This window comes from Chitinilyticum piscinae, from assembly GCF_015223195.1.
In the GTDB taxonomy this organism is placed as follows: Bacteria; Pseudomonadota; Gammaproteobacteria; order Burkholderiales; family Chitinibacteraceae; genus Chitinilyticum; species Chitinilyticum piscinae.
Window position 1 is genome coordinate 56,627 of the sequence record NZ_JADFUA010000006.1, and the last position, 14,553, is coordinate 71,179.

The window sequence follows — 14,553 nt, forward strand, 5'->3', positions numbered from 1 at the left end:
TGTTATGGGGTGTTGGGTATGTTATTTCCCGCCCAGCCAGCCCTTGATCTTTCTGATGAGGCCGCCTTGCTCTGGCGGGGGCGGATTCAGCTCGTCCCAGCGCTGGCGCCACGGTGCGCCGGCCGGATCATCCGGCGGGTAAAAGCGCGTGGCGAGTGTGCGGATCGCATCTTCATCCTCGGCTTCGGCGGCTTGTGTCAGCCAGCTTTCGATGTCATATCGTGATGCCTCGACGTAACCATCGAGTGCCAGTTGAGCCAGTTCGCCGCCAACCCATTCCGGCGCGTCGCCCTGCTGCCAGCAGTAGCGCAAATGTGCGGCCGCTTTGCGAAAGAGCGTGCTGTCATTGCTGGCGCGGGCATGCAGCACCTGCGTGTAGCCAAGCGATGCCTGCGCATTGGGGAAATTTGCGCGCATGGCCTGGTCGAAGTAGCGGATGGCGCGTTCCAGATCGACCTGGCCGGCCGCACCATTACGCCAGTTCACACCTGCGTTGTAGCTGGCGCGCGGGTTGCCCAGCGCCGCTGCGCGTTCGTAATACTGCGTGCCCAGTACGGCGTCCGCTTCGATTCCCATGCCATGTTCGATCATGTAACCGGCGTTGTTCAGTGCACGGCTTTTGTCATCGGCGTGACGGTCACCGATCAGCTCGCCGGCCTCGCGCAGCAAGGCCAGCGTGGCGGCCGGATTGCTGCTTTCTTCCAGGCTGTCGATGCCGACCCAGGCTAGACTGTTCAGCGCACGACCGCGCCAGGAATCCGGATCGCTTGCTGGTGCACGCTCAGAAAGCTCGCGCCACAGTGCGCGGGCGAGGTCCGCATTCTGCGCCACGCCTGCCTTGCCGTATTCCACTGCCTCGGCCAGCTCGAAACCGGCCGCCCAGTCGCCGGCGGTAAAGCGCTGGCGCAGGTGGTCGGCGTAACTTTGCGTGCTGCCGTCGGCAAACAGGTATTCCACGCGGTTGTGTCGAGCATTCCACGCTTGTGCGCCAGCGCCCTTGCGCCACAGCGCCTCGATCTCCTCGGCAATCGTGTCGCCGAGCTCTGCGATGCTATAGGTCTTGCCGATCCAGGCGTAATCCTCGGCGAACAGCGCGCTGCCGTCAGCACGCAGAATACCCATGCGCTGGTCCTGCCCCTGGCCGGGCTCGTCGGGATGAGCCGGGCGCTCGCAGATGAACACTGGCTCGGTGTTCATGCCCGCAGCAAAAATCGGCGCGATGGCGCTGTACTGGCAGGGCAGCAGCTGGCTGGCGCTATCCAGCAGCCAGACGCCGTAGCGTTCCTCGGCGCGCGCTTTACGCTTTTTCTGTGCGGTTTTTTGACCCACCTGCAGCAGCCCGCGCCAGCGCGGGTGCTGGCGGATGGTTTTGCGCCAGGGCGACAGCAGTTCGATGCTGGAAAACTCCGCCGGCAATTTTGCCACGCCATCCAGCGTCAGCAGATTGGCGACGCCGTCGCGAGTCACATTGAGCAGGCGTTCGCCCAGCACATCCGCCTGCAGTGGCGTGATGTCTTCATACTGGCAAGGCAGTAGCGTCTCGCCACGAACATCGCTGACCCCGTAGCCGTGTTTGCCACGGCGCAGAATCAGCTGGCGTCCACCCGGCAGATGATCAAACAGCGTGCCGTGCACCTCTCCCTCGGAAGGCTGCATGACAATGCAGCCATCGGCATGCATCAGGCTGAAGAGTTCAATGCCCTCGGCATCGGTCTGGCTGAGCTGCCACAGCCGACGATCTTCATCCCAGCTGATGCTGTTGTAAACGCAGGGCAGCAGCTCGCTGCCGTCTGCCGCCAGCAGGCCCCAGCCATTTTCATTCTGTACGCGGCGCTGGTCACGGACCGGTTTTTCGTCTGAGCGCAGCATGTCCAGATAGCGATGCGGCACGACCAAAGCGCCGTTGTGGTCGATCAGCCCCCAGCGATCATTCTGCAAGGCGCCAATCAGCTTGCCGTCGTAATTGCCCAGTTCCTGATACTCAAGCGGGACAACGATTTGCCCAAGGCTGTTGATGAGTCCTTCGAGGTCATCGCGGCGCACGGCGGCATGCCCGTTGGCTGCGAAATACCACATCTCGTCGAATGCGGCGGCGGTGAGCCGTTGCGCCGGGGTGCTGCGGCTATCGGCCAGCCCCCACAGGCCGTTTTCCTGGTAGGCAAACAGGTGTTCGAATTTGCCACCGGCTTCGTCCAGGCGACCAATGTTCTCGAACTCCGCTGCCATGACGAGGGGCGCATCGGCATCTTGCCCGCGGCGCAGGCCGTAGTGTTCGCCATCCTGAAAGCGCCAGCAATCGGCTGTGATGTGATCCTCGTCGCTTTCCGCTTCGTCTTCGTCTTCGTTTTCGTCTTCGTTTTCGTCTTCGTCGTAGTCGCCATCGCCATCTATCAGACCGGTGTATTCAACACCGTCGTCCGGATCGGCAGAGAAGAAGGGATGATCAAGACCGCCCAGGCCGAATACCCACAGCCAGGATTGCCATTCCAGCCAAGCCGCCGGGGTCATCCAGTCGCCGGTGAGCGCGACGTCAAACCGGGCATGCTGGCCATCGCGTAGCGCTTGCAGTGCCTGCTGCCAGCTCAGATTGATTTTCTCCATTTCGCTCGCCGCCCAGGCCGGAACGGCGGTCTCGAAATAGCTGTAATCACCCGGCTCGTAGTCGTCCGGGTCGTAGCCGCTGCTACTTAGGTGAAACAGCTCGTCAATGTCGGCACTCAGCTCGGCCTCGTCGCCATAGCGTTCCTGCAGGTCAGCCAGAAACTGCCGCGCGGCGTCGAAAAAGCGCGGTAGCTGCGGCAGGCTGGCCACTGCCGGATGCCGCTGCAGAAAATCGAAAACCAGCTCGGCGCGGGTGCGCGCCGCAAGCAGCGGCACGACCAGATTGTCACTGCCGCAATCAGTGAACACGCGCTGGATGTCGATAGCCGGCCCGGTATAGGCCTCGGCCAGCAGCACTTTCCACAGCGCCGGAATGCCGTTTTTGGCTTCGGCGATCTGTTCCTGTCCATCGTCGTTCTGGATGTAGAGATAAATGCGGTGACCCATGCTGGCTTCCGGATTTTGAATGGGTATATAAATACAGCCATTGAAAATCAATGGCTGTAATCAGATACATTGACGAGTATTTTTGGGTGTGTCAGAGAGCCGGGCTGATGGGCAGGTTCAGCTCGCGGCAAACCGCAAGGAAACTTTCCAGCTTGGTGCTGCGCACCAGCACCATCTGACGGCGGGCGTCGATGGGCTGGGCAAAATTGACCAGCGTGTAGGCCGGGGCCAGCTCCTCCAGCACGAGCTTGAGGGCGGCGTCTTCATTATGGCCAGCCAGTGTCTCAGCTGCGAGATCGAGCTCGCCCTCGCCGAAGGCGTCGAGAATGTCATCGTACAGCTCGGCGATGCGGTTGCCCCGGAACACCATGCCGCCTTCCAGCTGTTCCAGCAGCACCCACTGCCACAGCGGCATGGCCGCATCGCCCTGCTGTGCCTGGAAGGCTGGATAGCCGCTGGCGCTGTCCGCGGCCAGATAGGCGTCGGCATCGGCGGCGGCCTTGCCGACTTCGGCAGTCAGTGCATCAAGGTCGGCGGCATCCAGCCCGCCATCGGCGAGGATTTCAAAAAGTTCATGGATCTGTTTCTGCATGGGGTGTGTTTCCTGTTCGTAATCGAGTTCGTAATACTGGGGCGTTGGCCAGAGGGCGCAGCTTACGCGCTTTCGCGCCGGCCGTCGGCATAGAGACGTTCCCGCTGGCCACTGCCGGCGTTGAGCGCATTGACGGCTTCGGCTTTGCCCCAGTATTCCTTGAGTTTCATCACCAGGCGGGCCAGTTCGCGCGCCGTGCCGCTGGCCTCGTTGTCCAGCCAGGCGTAGTCATCGGGAAACAGCCTGCTGCCATCGGCGTGGTAGAGCGCAAATCGCTGCGGGTGTTGCGTTCCATCTTCGTCGGGCTGGCACGGCCGCACCGAGAGAAAGAACAGACACGTGGGCTCGTCCAGCAGCACCGGCTGGATGGCGGTATGGTTGCAGGCAATGCGCGGCGCGGGTTCAGCAACATGCCAGATGCCTTCCAGCTTGCCGCGCAGCCGGTCCTGGCCTTTTTCATTGACGCGCAGCAGGCCACGCCAGTCCGGATGGCTGCGAATGATGTTGTATTCGGTCAGTAGCGAAATCTGGCGGAAGCGCTCCGGCAGCAAGGGCTGTGCCGCGCTGTCCAGCAGCATCCAGCCGTTCTTGTTTTTGACCAGCAAGGTAGGTTCGCCAGTTGGCGGGAAATCACAGCGCTCGATTTGCTCATGGATGCAGGGCACCAGTAGCTGGCCATCCGGCGTCATCAGTCCCACGCGGTTGTCGGCAGTCACGCTGAGCAGCACGTCTTCAATCAGCCAGTCGCCCGGATCATGGCGGCTCGCGGGCAGCCACGGCGTGCCGTCCGGGCGGTAGAGTGCAAACTGCTCATCCTTGCTGGTTTTCCACGCGTAGAGGCTGCGGCTCCACTCAATTTCGTCAAATGCGCAGGGCAGGATTTCCCGGCCGCTGGCGTCCAGCAGTCCGAGCCCGGCATCGCTCGTGGCCAGAAAAAACGGCGGCAGCAGTTGCTCGTTCACCCAGATATGCTGATCGAGCAATTCGAGCGAGGCATAGCGCGGGGCACACAGCTCGCGGCCATCACGATGGCGCAATCCCCAGCGTTCGTTCAGTTCGACGGGATAGAGGCCATCGCGGCCTTCGCCAATGTAGTCATAGATGGGTGGAATGATCTGCCGGCCCTGCAGATCAAGCAGGCCTTCTTGCTCGCCGATCCGCATGATGGCCAGTCCATCCTCGTAGGCCCACAGCTCATCGATGCAGGCATCGACCAGGATGCTGGCCGGGGCCTGGCGGCAATCGGCAATGCCCCAGCGACCATTTTGCCGGAAGGAGACCAGATGCAGCGCTGCATCATCGTCCCGGCCCATGCTGCTGATTTTCTCAAAATGCGCAGGCAGCAGCGGCACGGTATCCGTACCCGTGCCGCGTTGCACCCCGAAGCCTGCGTCGCTGCGGGTGCGCCACAGGCCACCGCCCAGATGCTGCTCATCCGGATGCTGGCTGTGTTCGCGGTGTGCGTGCTTGTAGCTGAGATAATCACCGGCGAAATCCGCATTCGCCGGCCAGAAAAACGGGTGATTGGCGGCCCGCTGGCCGATTACGTTTTCCCAGAACACCGCTTTTTCCGGATCTACAACCCCTGCCACGTCGCAGAACACCTCGTAGTCACCGCTGGCTATTGCCGCACTGAGGGCCTGCCAATCGTCCCGCAATTCCTGCGCGGTCAGCTCTGCGTCGTCATCTTCGGCTGCGACGGAAATCCAGCCCTGCTCGCCATGGCGGTTCAGTACATCGGCCAGCCATTGCCGCATGCCTAGCGTATAGCGTGTCAGCACCGAATCCCCGGCAACCCTCGGGTGCTGGCTAATGAAGGCGAGCACCAGTTCGGCACGCCGGCAGGCGGCTGGCAATGACGCGCGCAGCTCGTCCTCTTCTGTTGGTACGGCATCGGCTAGCAGCACGCGGAAGAACGCGGGATAGCGGTGACTGGCCTCGGCGAGTGCTTCGCCGCCGTTCGGGTTTTCAACACCGAGTTCTAGTAATTCCGGCATGGGCTGTTTCTCGGGTATATCCGTGCGGCCTTTTACTTGTAATGGTTATGCGCTTATGGGGTTTCGGGTATCCGAATCGGCGGCGCTGTCTGTGCTGGCGTTGACCGCAGCAGGGGCGCTAAGGCGGCGGCGTGCCAGCGACACTGTGAACACACCCCATTCATCAATGCGCTGCTCCAGCTTTTCAAAGCCGGCGGCTTCGACGAGCTGATCCATTTCCTGCTGCGTGCGCCGGCGCATCACCCAGGCTTTGCCGTCCTTGTGGCTGGTGAGCGTGCGTGCGATGAGTTCGATCTGCGGGTGCCAGGGCTGGTTGGTGTAGACCAGATAGCCGCCTTCCGGCACTGCATCGGCAAGCCCTGCCAGCGAGTCGCGGATCGGCCCGTTTTCAGGGAATAGTTCGTACAGGCCGGAGACCACCGCCAGCGTGGGTCTGGGTTCCAGCGTGGCCAGGCTCTCGTGATCGAAGGCGTTGCCCTTGGCGAAGCGGGCGATGTGCTGCATGCCGCGGTCGATGATCATCTGCTGGCCTGCCTGCACATTGATGTCGCTGTAGTCGCGCAGCAGGATGCTGGTGACGGGCAGGCGGTTTTTGGTGATGGCATCCATGATGTAGCGGCCATGGCCGGCGGCAATGTCGACGATGCGGATCTCGCGGCCTGCTTCGTCGAGCTTGCGGATGGCCTTCGCGATCAGTTCTTCCAGATTGATTTTGCGCTGGCGGATGCCTTTCCAGCCGACGCTATCCAGATACGCCCGGTCACCGAGCTTGCCCAAGAGCGTCGTGCCCCGGGCTTCGTTGCGGTACACGTAATCCAGTGTGCTGCCCGAATCGAAGCCGGTCGTGAGTCCCAGTTTCACGCCTTCGGAGAGCTGGCCGAGGGTGGCGAGGGAGCGGCGGCTGATGCCGAACTGCCAGCGCTTGGGGCTGGTGATGGGAAGTGGCTGTTGCAGGGCGGCATACTCCGCGTGGGTGTAGCCGCCTTCATCGGCATGCAACAGGTCCGTCTGTGGTACGCCGGCTTCGGCGCGGGCAATGAAGTCACGGATGTGCGCGAACGCTTTCTCGCGCTCCAGCTCGCCCAGCGTGTCATGGTAGAAGCCCGGCAGCACGTGCTTTTCCTTTACGCTGCTACCCAGTCGCTCGAAAAACTGGTGTTGCGGCTCGTGGTGGACGACCCAGTCGTCACCGGAAATCAGTACTTGCGTCGGGACAGTAATCGCGCCGGCATCCGCGATGATGCGCTCGGCGGTGTCGTAGAGTGCCAGCAGGATGTTGACCGAAATGGGGCGGGTAATCAGCGGATCGGTGTTGTAGCTGGCGATGCGCTCGGGATCGTGGGTGAGGTATTTGGCCTTCACATAGGAATTGACGAAGAAATTGCCACGCAGCTTTTCCAGCAGCTTCAGCCCCGGGCGGGCAGCCGGCACATACAGCTTGACCTTGAAGGCCGGCGAGGCGAGCACCAGCGCACGGATTTTGGGCGCGTAATCGTGCACCCAGGCGGCGGCCAGCACCGCGCCGACGCTTTGCGCGATGACGATGATGTCTTCCGGACGATAGCCGTATTCGAGGCCGATGTGCTGGATGAAGCAATCCAGATCGCGGATGGTCGTGCCCATGCTCGGCGAGAAACCACGCGGGCCGTCATTGCGGCCATGGCCGCGGCAATCCCAGGCGAAGCAGGGCGTATCGGCGTAGCCCAGCTCGTCGACAATGTGCTGCAGCCGGCCCGAGTGTTCGTGGCCACGGTGCAGCAGCACGATGGCGCGGCGCGGGCCGCCTTCACTCACGGCTGGCCAGTGGCGGTAGAAAAGCTCGCTGTTGTCGAAGGTGGTAAAGCGGGTCTCGATGGCGGTACGCATACGTCGTTGACTCCTTGGTGTTTGAGGTATTGCTCTGTGGCTCAATCGTTATCGAGTCGAGCGGGCAATACCTTCTCGCGTAATTGCAGAAGGCAATCACGCAATTCCTGCTTGAAAGCCTGGCGGTTGTCCTGCCAGTAATGGGCATGGCCGACGGCCACATCGACAAAGAACGGAATGGGTAGCCACTGGCCGCGCCCCAGCGCGCGACCAAGGCCGTGCATGTACACCGGAATGACCGGTGCCTGCGGGAATTCACCGGCCAGATGCCAGATGCCGGATTTCACCTCTGACAGCACCTCCGGTTCACCGCGCGTGCCTTCGGGAAACAGGATCAGGATGCGGCCGTCGGCCAGCGCCTCGCGACAGCCGGCCAGCGGATCGTCGCCCTTTTTGCTGCCGCGCTTGACCGGGATGATGCCGACCACCTGCGTGGCAAACCATGCCATGGCGCGGTTTTTCAGGAAGTAGTCGGCTGCGGCCGCCGGCTGGACATGGCGGATGCGCCCCAGCGGGAACAGCGCATACAGCGTCAGGATGTCCAGATGGCTGTTGTGGTTCGCCACCACAATCGCCGGGCCGGTCAGCGGCAGGCGCTCCTGATGGCGCACGGTGAGCCCCAGCCAGAGTTTGACCACCGGCCGGGCAACGAGCAAAACGAATAACACACGCAGCCAGGGCATGATCAGAAGTAGAGATAACGCACGAAGTGGAAGAACAGTGGTGCGGTGTAGGTCAGTGAATCCAGCCGGTCCAGAATGCCGCCGTGGCCGGGCAGCAACTGGCCGGAATCCTTTACGCCGATGTCGCGTTTCACTGCCGAGATGACGATGTCGCCGATAAAGCCGGTGGTGCCGATCAACAGGCCGGCCAGGGCGCAATGCAGCGGCGCCATCGGGGTGAGGTAGGGGCCGATCAGCCAGGCCAGCAGTGTGGTGGTGGCGGCGCCGCCCAGCAGTCCGCCCAGCGTCTTGTTCGGGCTGACCTTGGGGGCCACCTTGATGCGGCCGATGCTCTTGCCCCACAGGTATTGCGCCACATCGTTGCTTTGCGTGAGTGCGACAACAAAGAACAGCAGCATCGCACCGGTAGCGATGTCGCCCTTGTGGACGGTTTCAGGCAGGATCAGCAGTGCCGGCAGGTGCGAAATGCAGAAGACGGTGAGCATGACGGCCCATTGCAGGCTGGACGCTGCGCGCAGGAAGCCCTTCGTTTCGCCGATCAGCACCATGCGCATCGGCAGGAACAGGAAGACATACACCGGGATAAAGATGATGAACATGCCGTACCAGGTGATGTGAATCCAGTAGTACTGCAGCGGGATGGTCAGGTAGGCCCAGAACAGCACCACATGATCGGCCTCGCGGGTGGTCGTCAGCGTGAGAAATTCCTTCAGCGCGAGGAAACTGATCAGCGCGAAGACCAGCAGGGCCAGTCCCTTGCTGCCGATCAGGCTGAGCGAGAAAAAGCCGACGATCCACCACCAGGTGCGCACGCGCAGCTTGAGTTCGGTCCAGTTCTTTTCCGGCTTGCGAGCGCTCAGGATGGCAATGGTCAGTGTGGCAACCAGCAGCAGGATGACGACCCCGCCCAGCGCCCATTGCAGCGGTACGGGGAGGGCCAGCGTAGCAAACCAGTCAGTCATGCTGCACCTCGCGCAGGATCTGGCGTGCACGGTTCACGCAGGTCACCAGCAGTAGAGCCAGCATGGCCAGCATCGCCCACAGCAGCAGCAGCGATCCCAGTCCGGCAAAGGCCTGCACCAGCGCCAGGGCACCCAGTAGCGTGGCGCGATCGCTCTTGCCCATCGGGCCGTCGTAGCGGCGACTGGCCTTGAGCATGGGGCCCAGTACGCCGATGTACTCGCTGACCACGGCGAAAAAAGCGACGGCCAGCACCAGCCACGCCGTTTGGGCATGCAGCAGGGCGAAGGGAATGAAGAGCGCGGTGTCGGAAACGATATCGCAGACTTCGTTGTAGATGCCGCCCAGTGCCGATTGCTGGCCGTGCTCGCGCGCCAGCATGCCGTCAATGGCATTCAGTGCCATGCGCACAAACAGCAGCACGGGCAGGATCAGCCAGCCCTGCGGTGGCAACGCAGCAAAGGTCAGGGTGCCAGCCACGGCCAGTGAAAGCAGCATGGCCAGCAGGGTGATCTGGTTGGCGGTAACGCCGGCGCGCGCCAGCGTGTTGGTGAGCGGGCGCAGCAGCGCCTGAAAGCGCGGTTTGAGTTGATACACACTGGGCATGGGAGAAGCCTTGTCAGAAACTGACGGCATTCATACCACGCCACCAAGTTAAGCCGCAATGAAATCGCTCATGCCATTGGCAAAAGCGGCATGACTTAAGCCGCTTTGGCTCGGCAGATGAGCTGTTTCAGGCTTACTCGTCGTCGCTTGCCATGTCCTCGTCTGCTGCGCAGAGGAGGGCATTTTGTACCACTTGCCGGGTCAGGTGCGGGGCGAACAGTTCGATGAAATCGTAGGCATAGCCACGCAGGTAGGCATCTTTGCGGATGCCGATGTGGGTGGTCGATTTCTCGAACAGGTGGCTGGCGTCAATGGCTTCCAGGCCGAGATCGCGCTCCGGTTCGAAGGCCATGCTGGCCAGAATGCCGATGCCCAGCCCCAGTCCGACATAGGTCTTGATGACGTCGGAGTCGATGGCGGTCAGAACCACATTGGGCTCCAGCCCTGCATCCGCAAAAGCGCGGTTGATCTTGGAGCGGCCGGCAAAGGCAAAGTCATACGTGATCAACGGGTAAGCAGCGACATCCGCGAGCGTGATCGGGCGGCCCAGACGGGGCAGCGGATGGCCGCTGGTGACGACAATGCAGCGGTTCCAGTCGTAACACGACAGCATCGCCAGTTCGGAGTAATGATCGATCCCCTCGGTGGCGATGGCGATGTCGGCCTGGCCTTCAACGACCATTTCACTGATCTGCGTCGGACTGCCCTGTTTGATTGACAGGCTGACCTTGGGGTATTTCTCCAGAAAGGCGTGCACCACTGGTGGCAGCGCGTAGCGCGCCTGGGTGTGGGTGGTGGCGATGGTCAGGCTGCCGCCTTCGACGTTGACGAACTCTTCGCCGATCTGCTTGAGATTGCGTGCCTGCATGAGCATCTGTTCGGCGATGCGCAGGATTTCGCGCCCCGGCGGAGTGACGTCGACGACCCGCTTGCCGTTGCGGATGAAGATCTGGACGCCCAGTTCGTCTTCCAGCAGGCGGATCTGCTTGGAGATGCCAGGTTGCGAGGTGTGCAGCTTTTCTGCCGCCAGCGAGACATTCAGGCCCTGTTTGGCCACTTCGACCAGATAGCGTAGTTGCTGCAGTTTCATGGCCACCTCTAAAGCATGATCGGTTATTAAGGGTGAACGACTATTTATAACGGAGTATATGCCCGCTTTGTTATCATGTCAGCAGGCCGCAGCAAGACGGCCTTGCTTATTTTGCAATTCAGATAGGGCTGCCATGGAATACGCGTACATCATTGCCGGCTTTGCCGTGAGCTTCATCGTCGGAATGACTGGCGTGGGTGGCGGCTCGCTGATGACGCCGCTGCTGTTGTGGATGGGGGTGACCCCGGCGACAGCGGTAGGCACTGATCTGCTGTATGCCGCGATTACCAAATCCAGTGGCGTTGTGGCGCATCAGCGCAACCGCAATATCGACTGGCGCATTACCGGCTGGCTGGCGCTGGGCAGTGTGCCGGCTGCAGCTATCACGGTCGTAACCCTGCATTTTCTGCACGCTGACACCAAGTTCGTGAATCTGATCATCAAGCTGTCGCTGGGGATTGCCCTGCTGCTGACCGCGGCGGCGCTGGTGTTCAAAAAGGCGCTGCTGGCGCTGGCCCAGCGTCACGCCGCCGACTGGCTGAATCTGCCGCAGCGCAAGCTCAATGCTGCCACCTGTGTGGTTGGGGTGGTGCTCGGCGTCATTGTCACGCTGTCGTCGATCGGTGCTGGTGCGCTGGGCACACTGGCGCTGTTTCTGCTTTATCCGCTGTTGCAGACCAACCGTCTGGTCGGTACGGAAATCGCACATGCTGTGCCGCTCACTCTCGTGGCGGGTCTTGGTCATGCCGGCTTGGGTAACATCGACTGGGTATTGCTTGGTACGCTGCTGATCGGGTCAATTCCAGGCATATACCTGGGTAGTCAGCTGACCGGTCGCATCCCCGACAAAGTGCTGCGCCCGGCGCTGGCGACCATGCTGGTGGTCGTCGGCGTGACCCTGGTCAAGCCTGCGTTCGCTGCCTTGTTATAATTCCGCGCGGCCGTGAAACTGGCCGCCTACTGCGTGCCAGGCACGCCCGCAAGCCAATTCTGGAGACGATAAATGGAACTGTCCGCCAAGCTCGCGCAGACACTGGAAGTCCTGCAGCAGGTTGCTGCTGAATTCAGCCCGGCCGTATTTGCCAATTCCTATGGCGCGGAAGACATGGTGCTGATGGATCTGATTGCCCGGCACAAGCTGGCGATTGCGGTGTTCTCGCTGGATACCGGTCGCCTGCCGGCGGAGACCTATGCGCTGATGGAAGAGACAGCCAGAAAGTACCCCGATACCCCCGTGCAGGTGTATTTCCCGAATACTGCAGCGACCGAGCAGTATGTGAATACGCATGGCATCAATGGCTTCTACCAGTCGATCGAGCTGCGCAAGTCCTGTTGCCACGTGCGCAAGATCGAGCCCCTGCAGCGCGCACTGAAAAACAAAAAGGCCTGGGTTACCGGCTTGCGTCGTCAGCAGTCTCCCACCCGTACCGATCTGGGCTTCCGCGAATTCGATGCCGGCAACGGGCTGGAGAAATTCAATCCGCTGATCGAATGGACCGAGAAGGAAGTCTGGGCCTACATCAAGGAAAATGGTGTGCCCTACAATGCGCTGCATGATCAGCACTATCCGTCGATTGGCTGTGCGCCCTGTACCCGCGCAATCGCGATGGGCGAGGATGTCCGTGCCGGCCGCTGGTGGTGGGAGGACCCGGAAAACAAGGAATGCGGTCTGCATGTGAAACGCTGATCCGTTTCCTATATATATGTAGTGACAACGCCCGGTTCGCCGGGCGTTGTTGTATTTCTCTTGATGCAGGTCGATGAATCATGCTGTCGGCGCTGACGAGATGCGCTGATTGCATTATCGTGTATCACTTAAGTCTGATAAGCGCCCGTGCGCTCTCACAGAACCTAATAACAACGCAGGCTGCGTAGTCGAAAGGATGAGTCCCATGAGTGAAGTGAAATATCTGATTGGTGTGGATGGTGGCGGCACCGGTACCCGGATCGCAATTGCCGGACTGGACGGTGTGGAACTGGTGCGTGCCGAAGCGGGCGCGTCGGCTCTGGGGCAGGGGATCGACAAGGCCTGGACCAATATCACGCTGGCTATCCGTGATGGGTTTGCCAAGCTCGGGCTCAAGGCTGAATTCAGCGAATGCGCCGTGGGTTTCGGTCTCTCCGGTGTTACGGTCCGCGCCTGGGCGCAGGAGTTTGAAAACAAGAATCCGGGCTTTGCCCGCATTGAAGTTGAAACCGACGGCTTCTCGACACTGCTGGGTGCCCATAATGGCGCACATGGCGGGATTATCGCGATTGGTACCGGCTCGATTGGTGAGGCCTGGTTGCCGGATGGCACCCGCCTTGAAGTCGGTGGCTGGGGTTTCCCGACATCAGACGAAGGCTCGGGCGCTTATTTGGGCTTGAAGGCGATCAATCATGTGCAGCGCCTGATGGATGGCCGCCGCGAATTGACCGATTTTGGCCGCAAGCTGCTGTCAATTACTGGTGATACCCGCGAGAAGGTTTTCGAGTGGATGGGCAAAATGAAGCAGGGCGAATGCGCGACCCTCTCTCCGGTGGTGGTCGAGTTCGGCGAAAAGGATGAAGTTGCCAAATCCTTCCTGCTGGATGCCGGTCGAGAGGTGGAAATCATCGGTCAGGCGCTGCGCAAGAGCGCCCCCGAGCTGCCGCTGGCCATCTGTGGCGGCGGTCTTTCCGAGGCGCTGCGCCCATACATTCCGGCCGCCTTCCTCGCGAGCACCAGTCGTCCGCAGAAAGATTCCTGTGCCGGTGCGCTGATCCTGATCCACCGCGCGATGCAGGCCTGATGCCGGCCATGCATGCGGGGCTTGATGATGAGCGTCTGCTGGTTCTCAGACCTGATCCGGATAGCCCTGTTCCGCTTTATCTGCAGTTGAGTGAACGCATTGCTGCCGCGATTCAGGCCGGGTTCTGGCATGGCGATGAACCCCTGCCGTCCGAGCGGGCTTTGACTGACCTGCTGGATGTCTCGCGGGTTACCGCACGCAAGGCACTGGATTTGCTGTGCGAGCGTGGTCTGATATCGCGACGCCATGGTTCCGGAACCTATGTCACCAGCCAGCTTGAGGTCGATCTGGGTGGCTATGTGCCACTGACTGAGCGACTCGCTGCCCGCGGCCTGGAGTTGCGCTTTGGGCAGCAGCTGGCTGAAGTGGATATTGCCGAGCAGGACGAGATGCTGCAGCTGCAGTTGGCGGTCAATGCCCGTGTTTTGCGCGTGATGCGTACCGGCGGCGTGGATGACGAGGTGTATTGCGTCGAGCGTCTCGCCCTGCCAGCGGTGGCAGCACCTGATCCGTTGCCGGAAAATTTGCAGGAATGGCTGCAGGGGTATCGGCGTAGTGTTGTACGAGTGATACAGAAGATTACAGCCTGCAGTCCGACGTCCGCGCTGCTGGATGTGCTTTGCAAGGGGCAAGAGCAGGCGTTGCTGCGTATCGAACAGCAGGAATTTGCGCATGACGGTCGGATTTTGCTGTTCTCGACCGTCTGGGTAAAAGGGGGTGACTACACCTTGCTGACGGAGTTGCAGTGTTAATTGCTTGATCTTGTTCGTGCTGTGCACTAGCAGTGCTTGGCTGATGTAGTTGTATCCGCCGTGCGGGTGGTGGCCGGCTACATCAGTTTCTGTTTGCTTCGCGCTTGGGTGCATGCCTTCACGTAGTGTGGCGAGCTGCGAATTTTGCTTACTGTTTGCTGACTATTTGTGGGTGGGGGTGCACTGCA

12 protein-coding genes are annotated in these 14,553 nt (G+C 61.1%); 4 read left to right on the forward strand and 8 right to left on the reverse strand.

The window, feature by feature from the left end; translation table 11 throughout:
• Positions 1 to 21 precede the first annotated feature (21 nt).
• The 8 genes from INR99_RS11260 to cysB form a co-directional block, all read right to left on the reverse strand.
• Positions 22 to 3,048, reverse strand: coding sequence for an SEL1-like repeat protein (locus INR99_RS11260; protein WP_194116444.1), 3,027 nt, complete (start codon positions 3,046 to 3,048; stop codon positions 22 to 24).
• A gap of 91 nt (positions 3,049 to 3,139) precedes the next feature.
• Positions 3,140 to 3,640, reverse strand: coding sequence for a hypothetical protein (locus INR99_RS11265; RefSeq protein WP_194116445.1), 501 nt, complete (start codon positions 3,638 to 3,640; stop codon positions 3,140 to 3,142).
• 62 nt (positions 3,641 to 3,702) lie between these two features.
• A complete protein-coding gene (locus INR99_RS11270; RefSeq protein WP_194116446.1) occupies positions 3,703 to 5,637 on the reverse strand; it encodes a WG repeat-containing protein in 1,935 nt (644 codons plus the stop codon).
• A gap of 45 nt (positions 5,638 to 5,682) precedes the next feature.
• A complete protein-coding gene (locus INR99_RS11275) occupies positions 5,683 to 7,503 on the reverse strand; it encodes a bifunctional alpha/beta hydrolase/class I SAM-dependent methyltransferase (RefSeq protein ID WP_194116447.1) in 1,821 nt (606 codons plus the stop codon).
• Between the two features lie 41 nt (positions 7,504 to 7,544).
• A complete protein-coding gene (locus INR99_RS11280) occupies positions 7,545 to 8,186 on the reverse strand; it encodes a lysophospholipid acyltransferase family protein (protein WP_228098250.1) in 642 nt (213 codons plus the stop codon).
• A 2-nt stretch (positions 8,187 to 8,188) separates the two neighbouring features.
• Positions 8,189 to 9,148, reverse strand: coding sequence for a phosphatidate cytidylyltransferase (locus tag INR99_RS11285; protein ID WP_194116448.1), 960 nt, complete (start codon positions 9,146 to 9,148; stop codon positions 8,189 to 8,191).
• Entirely contained in the window at positions 9,141 to 9,752 is a 612-nt protein-coding gene (locus INR99_RS11290; protein WP_194116449.1) for a CDP-alcohol phosphatidyltransferase family protein, read from the reverse strand. The genes INR99_RS11285 and INR99_RS11290 overlap by 8 nt, the downstream gene beginning before the upstream one ends.
• 133 nt (positions 9,753 to 9,885) lie before the next feature.
• A complete protein-coding gene (cysB, locus tag INR99_RS11295) occupies positions 9,886 to 10,842 on the reverse strand; it encodes an HTH-type transcriptional regulator CysB (protein WP_194116450.1) in 957 nt (318 codons plus the stop codon).
• A 133-nt stretch (positions 10,843 to 10,975) separates the two neighbouring features.
• On the opposite strand from cysB, the gene INR99_RS11300 reads away from it, so the two are divergent.
• The 4 genes from INR99_RS11300 to INR99_RS11315 all read left to right on the forward strand — a co-directional run bounded on the left by INR99_RS11300 (position 10,976) and on the right by INR99_RS11315 (position 14,365).
• Positions 10,976 to 11,773, forward strand: a complete 798-nt coding sequence (locus INR99_RS11300; protein ID WP_194116451.1) for a sulfite exporter TauE/SafE family protein — start codon at positions 10,976 to 10,978, stop codon at positions 11,771 to 11,773.
• 72 nt (positions 11,774 to 11,845) lie between these two features.
• Positions 11,846 to 12,529: a phosphoadenylyl-sulfate reductase gene (locus INR99_RS11305; RefSeq protein ID WP_194116452.1), complete on the forward strand. Its 684-nt coding sequence runs from the start codon at positions 11,846 to 11,848 to the stop codon at positions 12,527 to 12,529.
• 205 nt (positions 12,530 to 12,734) lie between these two features.
• On the forward strand, positions 12,735 to 13,613 hold the full coding sequence (locus tag INR99_RS11310) for a glucosamine kinase nucleotide-binding domain-containing protein (protein ID WP_194116453.1): 879 nt from the start codon (positions 12,735 to 12,737) through the stop codon (positions 13,611 to 13,613).
• Positions 13,613 to 14,365 carry a GntR family transcriptional regulator gene (locus INR99_RS11315; RefSeq protein WP_194116454.1) on the forward strand — a complete coding sequence of 251 codons (753 nt, stop codon included), beginning with the start codon at positions 13,613 to 13,615 and terminating at the stop codon, positions 14,363 to 14,365. The genes INR99_RS11310 and INR99_RS11315 overlap by 1 nt, the downstream gene beginning before the upstream one ends.
• Positions 14,366 to 14,553 lie beyond the last annotated feature (188 nt).

Coding starts and splice junctions, on each gene's coding strand:
- INR99_RS11260 (WP_194116444.1), bottom strand. CDS start 3,048: ATGGGTCACCGCATTTATCTCTACATCCAGAACGACGATGGACAGGAA.
- INR99_RS11265 (WP_194116445.1), bottom strand. CDS start 3,640: ATGCAGAAACAGATCCATGAACTTTTTGAAATCCTCGCCGATGGCGGG.
- INR99_RS11270 (WP_194116446.1), bottom strand. CDS start 5,637: ATGCCGGAATTACTAGAACTCGGTGTTGAAAACCCGAACGGCGGCGAA.
- INR99_RS11275 (WP_194116447.1), bottom strand. CDS start 7,503: ATGCGTACCGCCATCGAGACCCGCTTTACCACCTTCGACAACAGCGAG.
- INR99_RS11280 (WP_228098250.1), bottom strand. CDS start 8,186: ATGCCCTGGCTGCGTGTGTTATTCGTTTTGCTCGTTGCCCGGCCGGTG.
- INR99_RS11285 (WP_194116448.1), bottom strand. CDS start 9,148: ATGACTGACTGGTTTGCTACGCTGGCCCTCCCCGTACCGCTGCAATGG.
- INR99_RS11290 (WP_194116449.1), bottom strand. CDS start 9,752: ATGCCCAGTGTGTATCAACTCAAACCGCGCTTTCAGGCGCTGCTGCGC.
- cysB (WP_194116450.1), bottom strand. CDS start 10,842: ATGAAACTGCAGCAACTACGCTATCTGGTCGAAGTGGCCAAACAGGGC.
- INR99_RS11300 (WP_194116451.1), top strand. CDS start 10,976: ATGGAATACGCGTACATCATTGCCGGCTTTGCCGTGAGCTTCATCGTC.
- INR99_RS11305 (WP_194116452.1), top strand. CDS start 11,846: ATGGAACTGTCCGCCAAGCTCGCGCAGACACTGGAAGTCCTGCAGCAG.
- INR99_RS11310 (WP_194116453.1), top strand. CDS start 12,735: ATGAGTGAAGTGAAATATCTGATTGGTGTGGATGGTGGCGGCACCGGT.
- INR99_RS11315 (WP_194116454.1), top strand. CDS start 13,613: ATGCCGGCCATGCATGCGGGGCTTGATGATGAGCGTCTGCTGGTTCTC.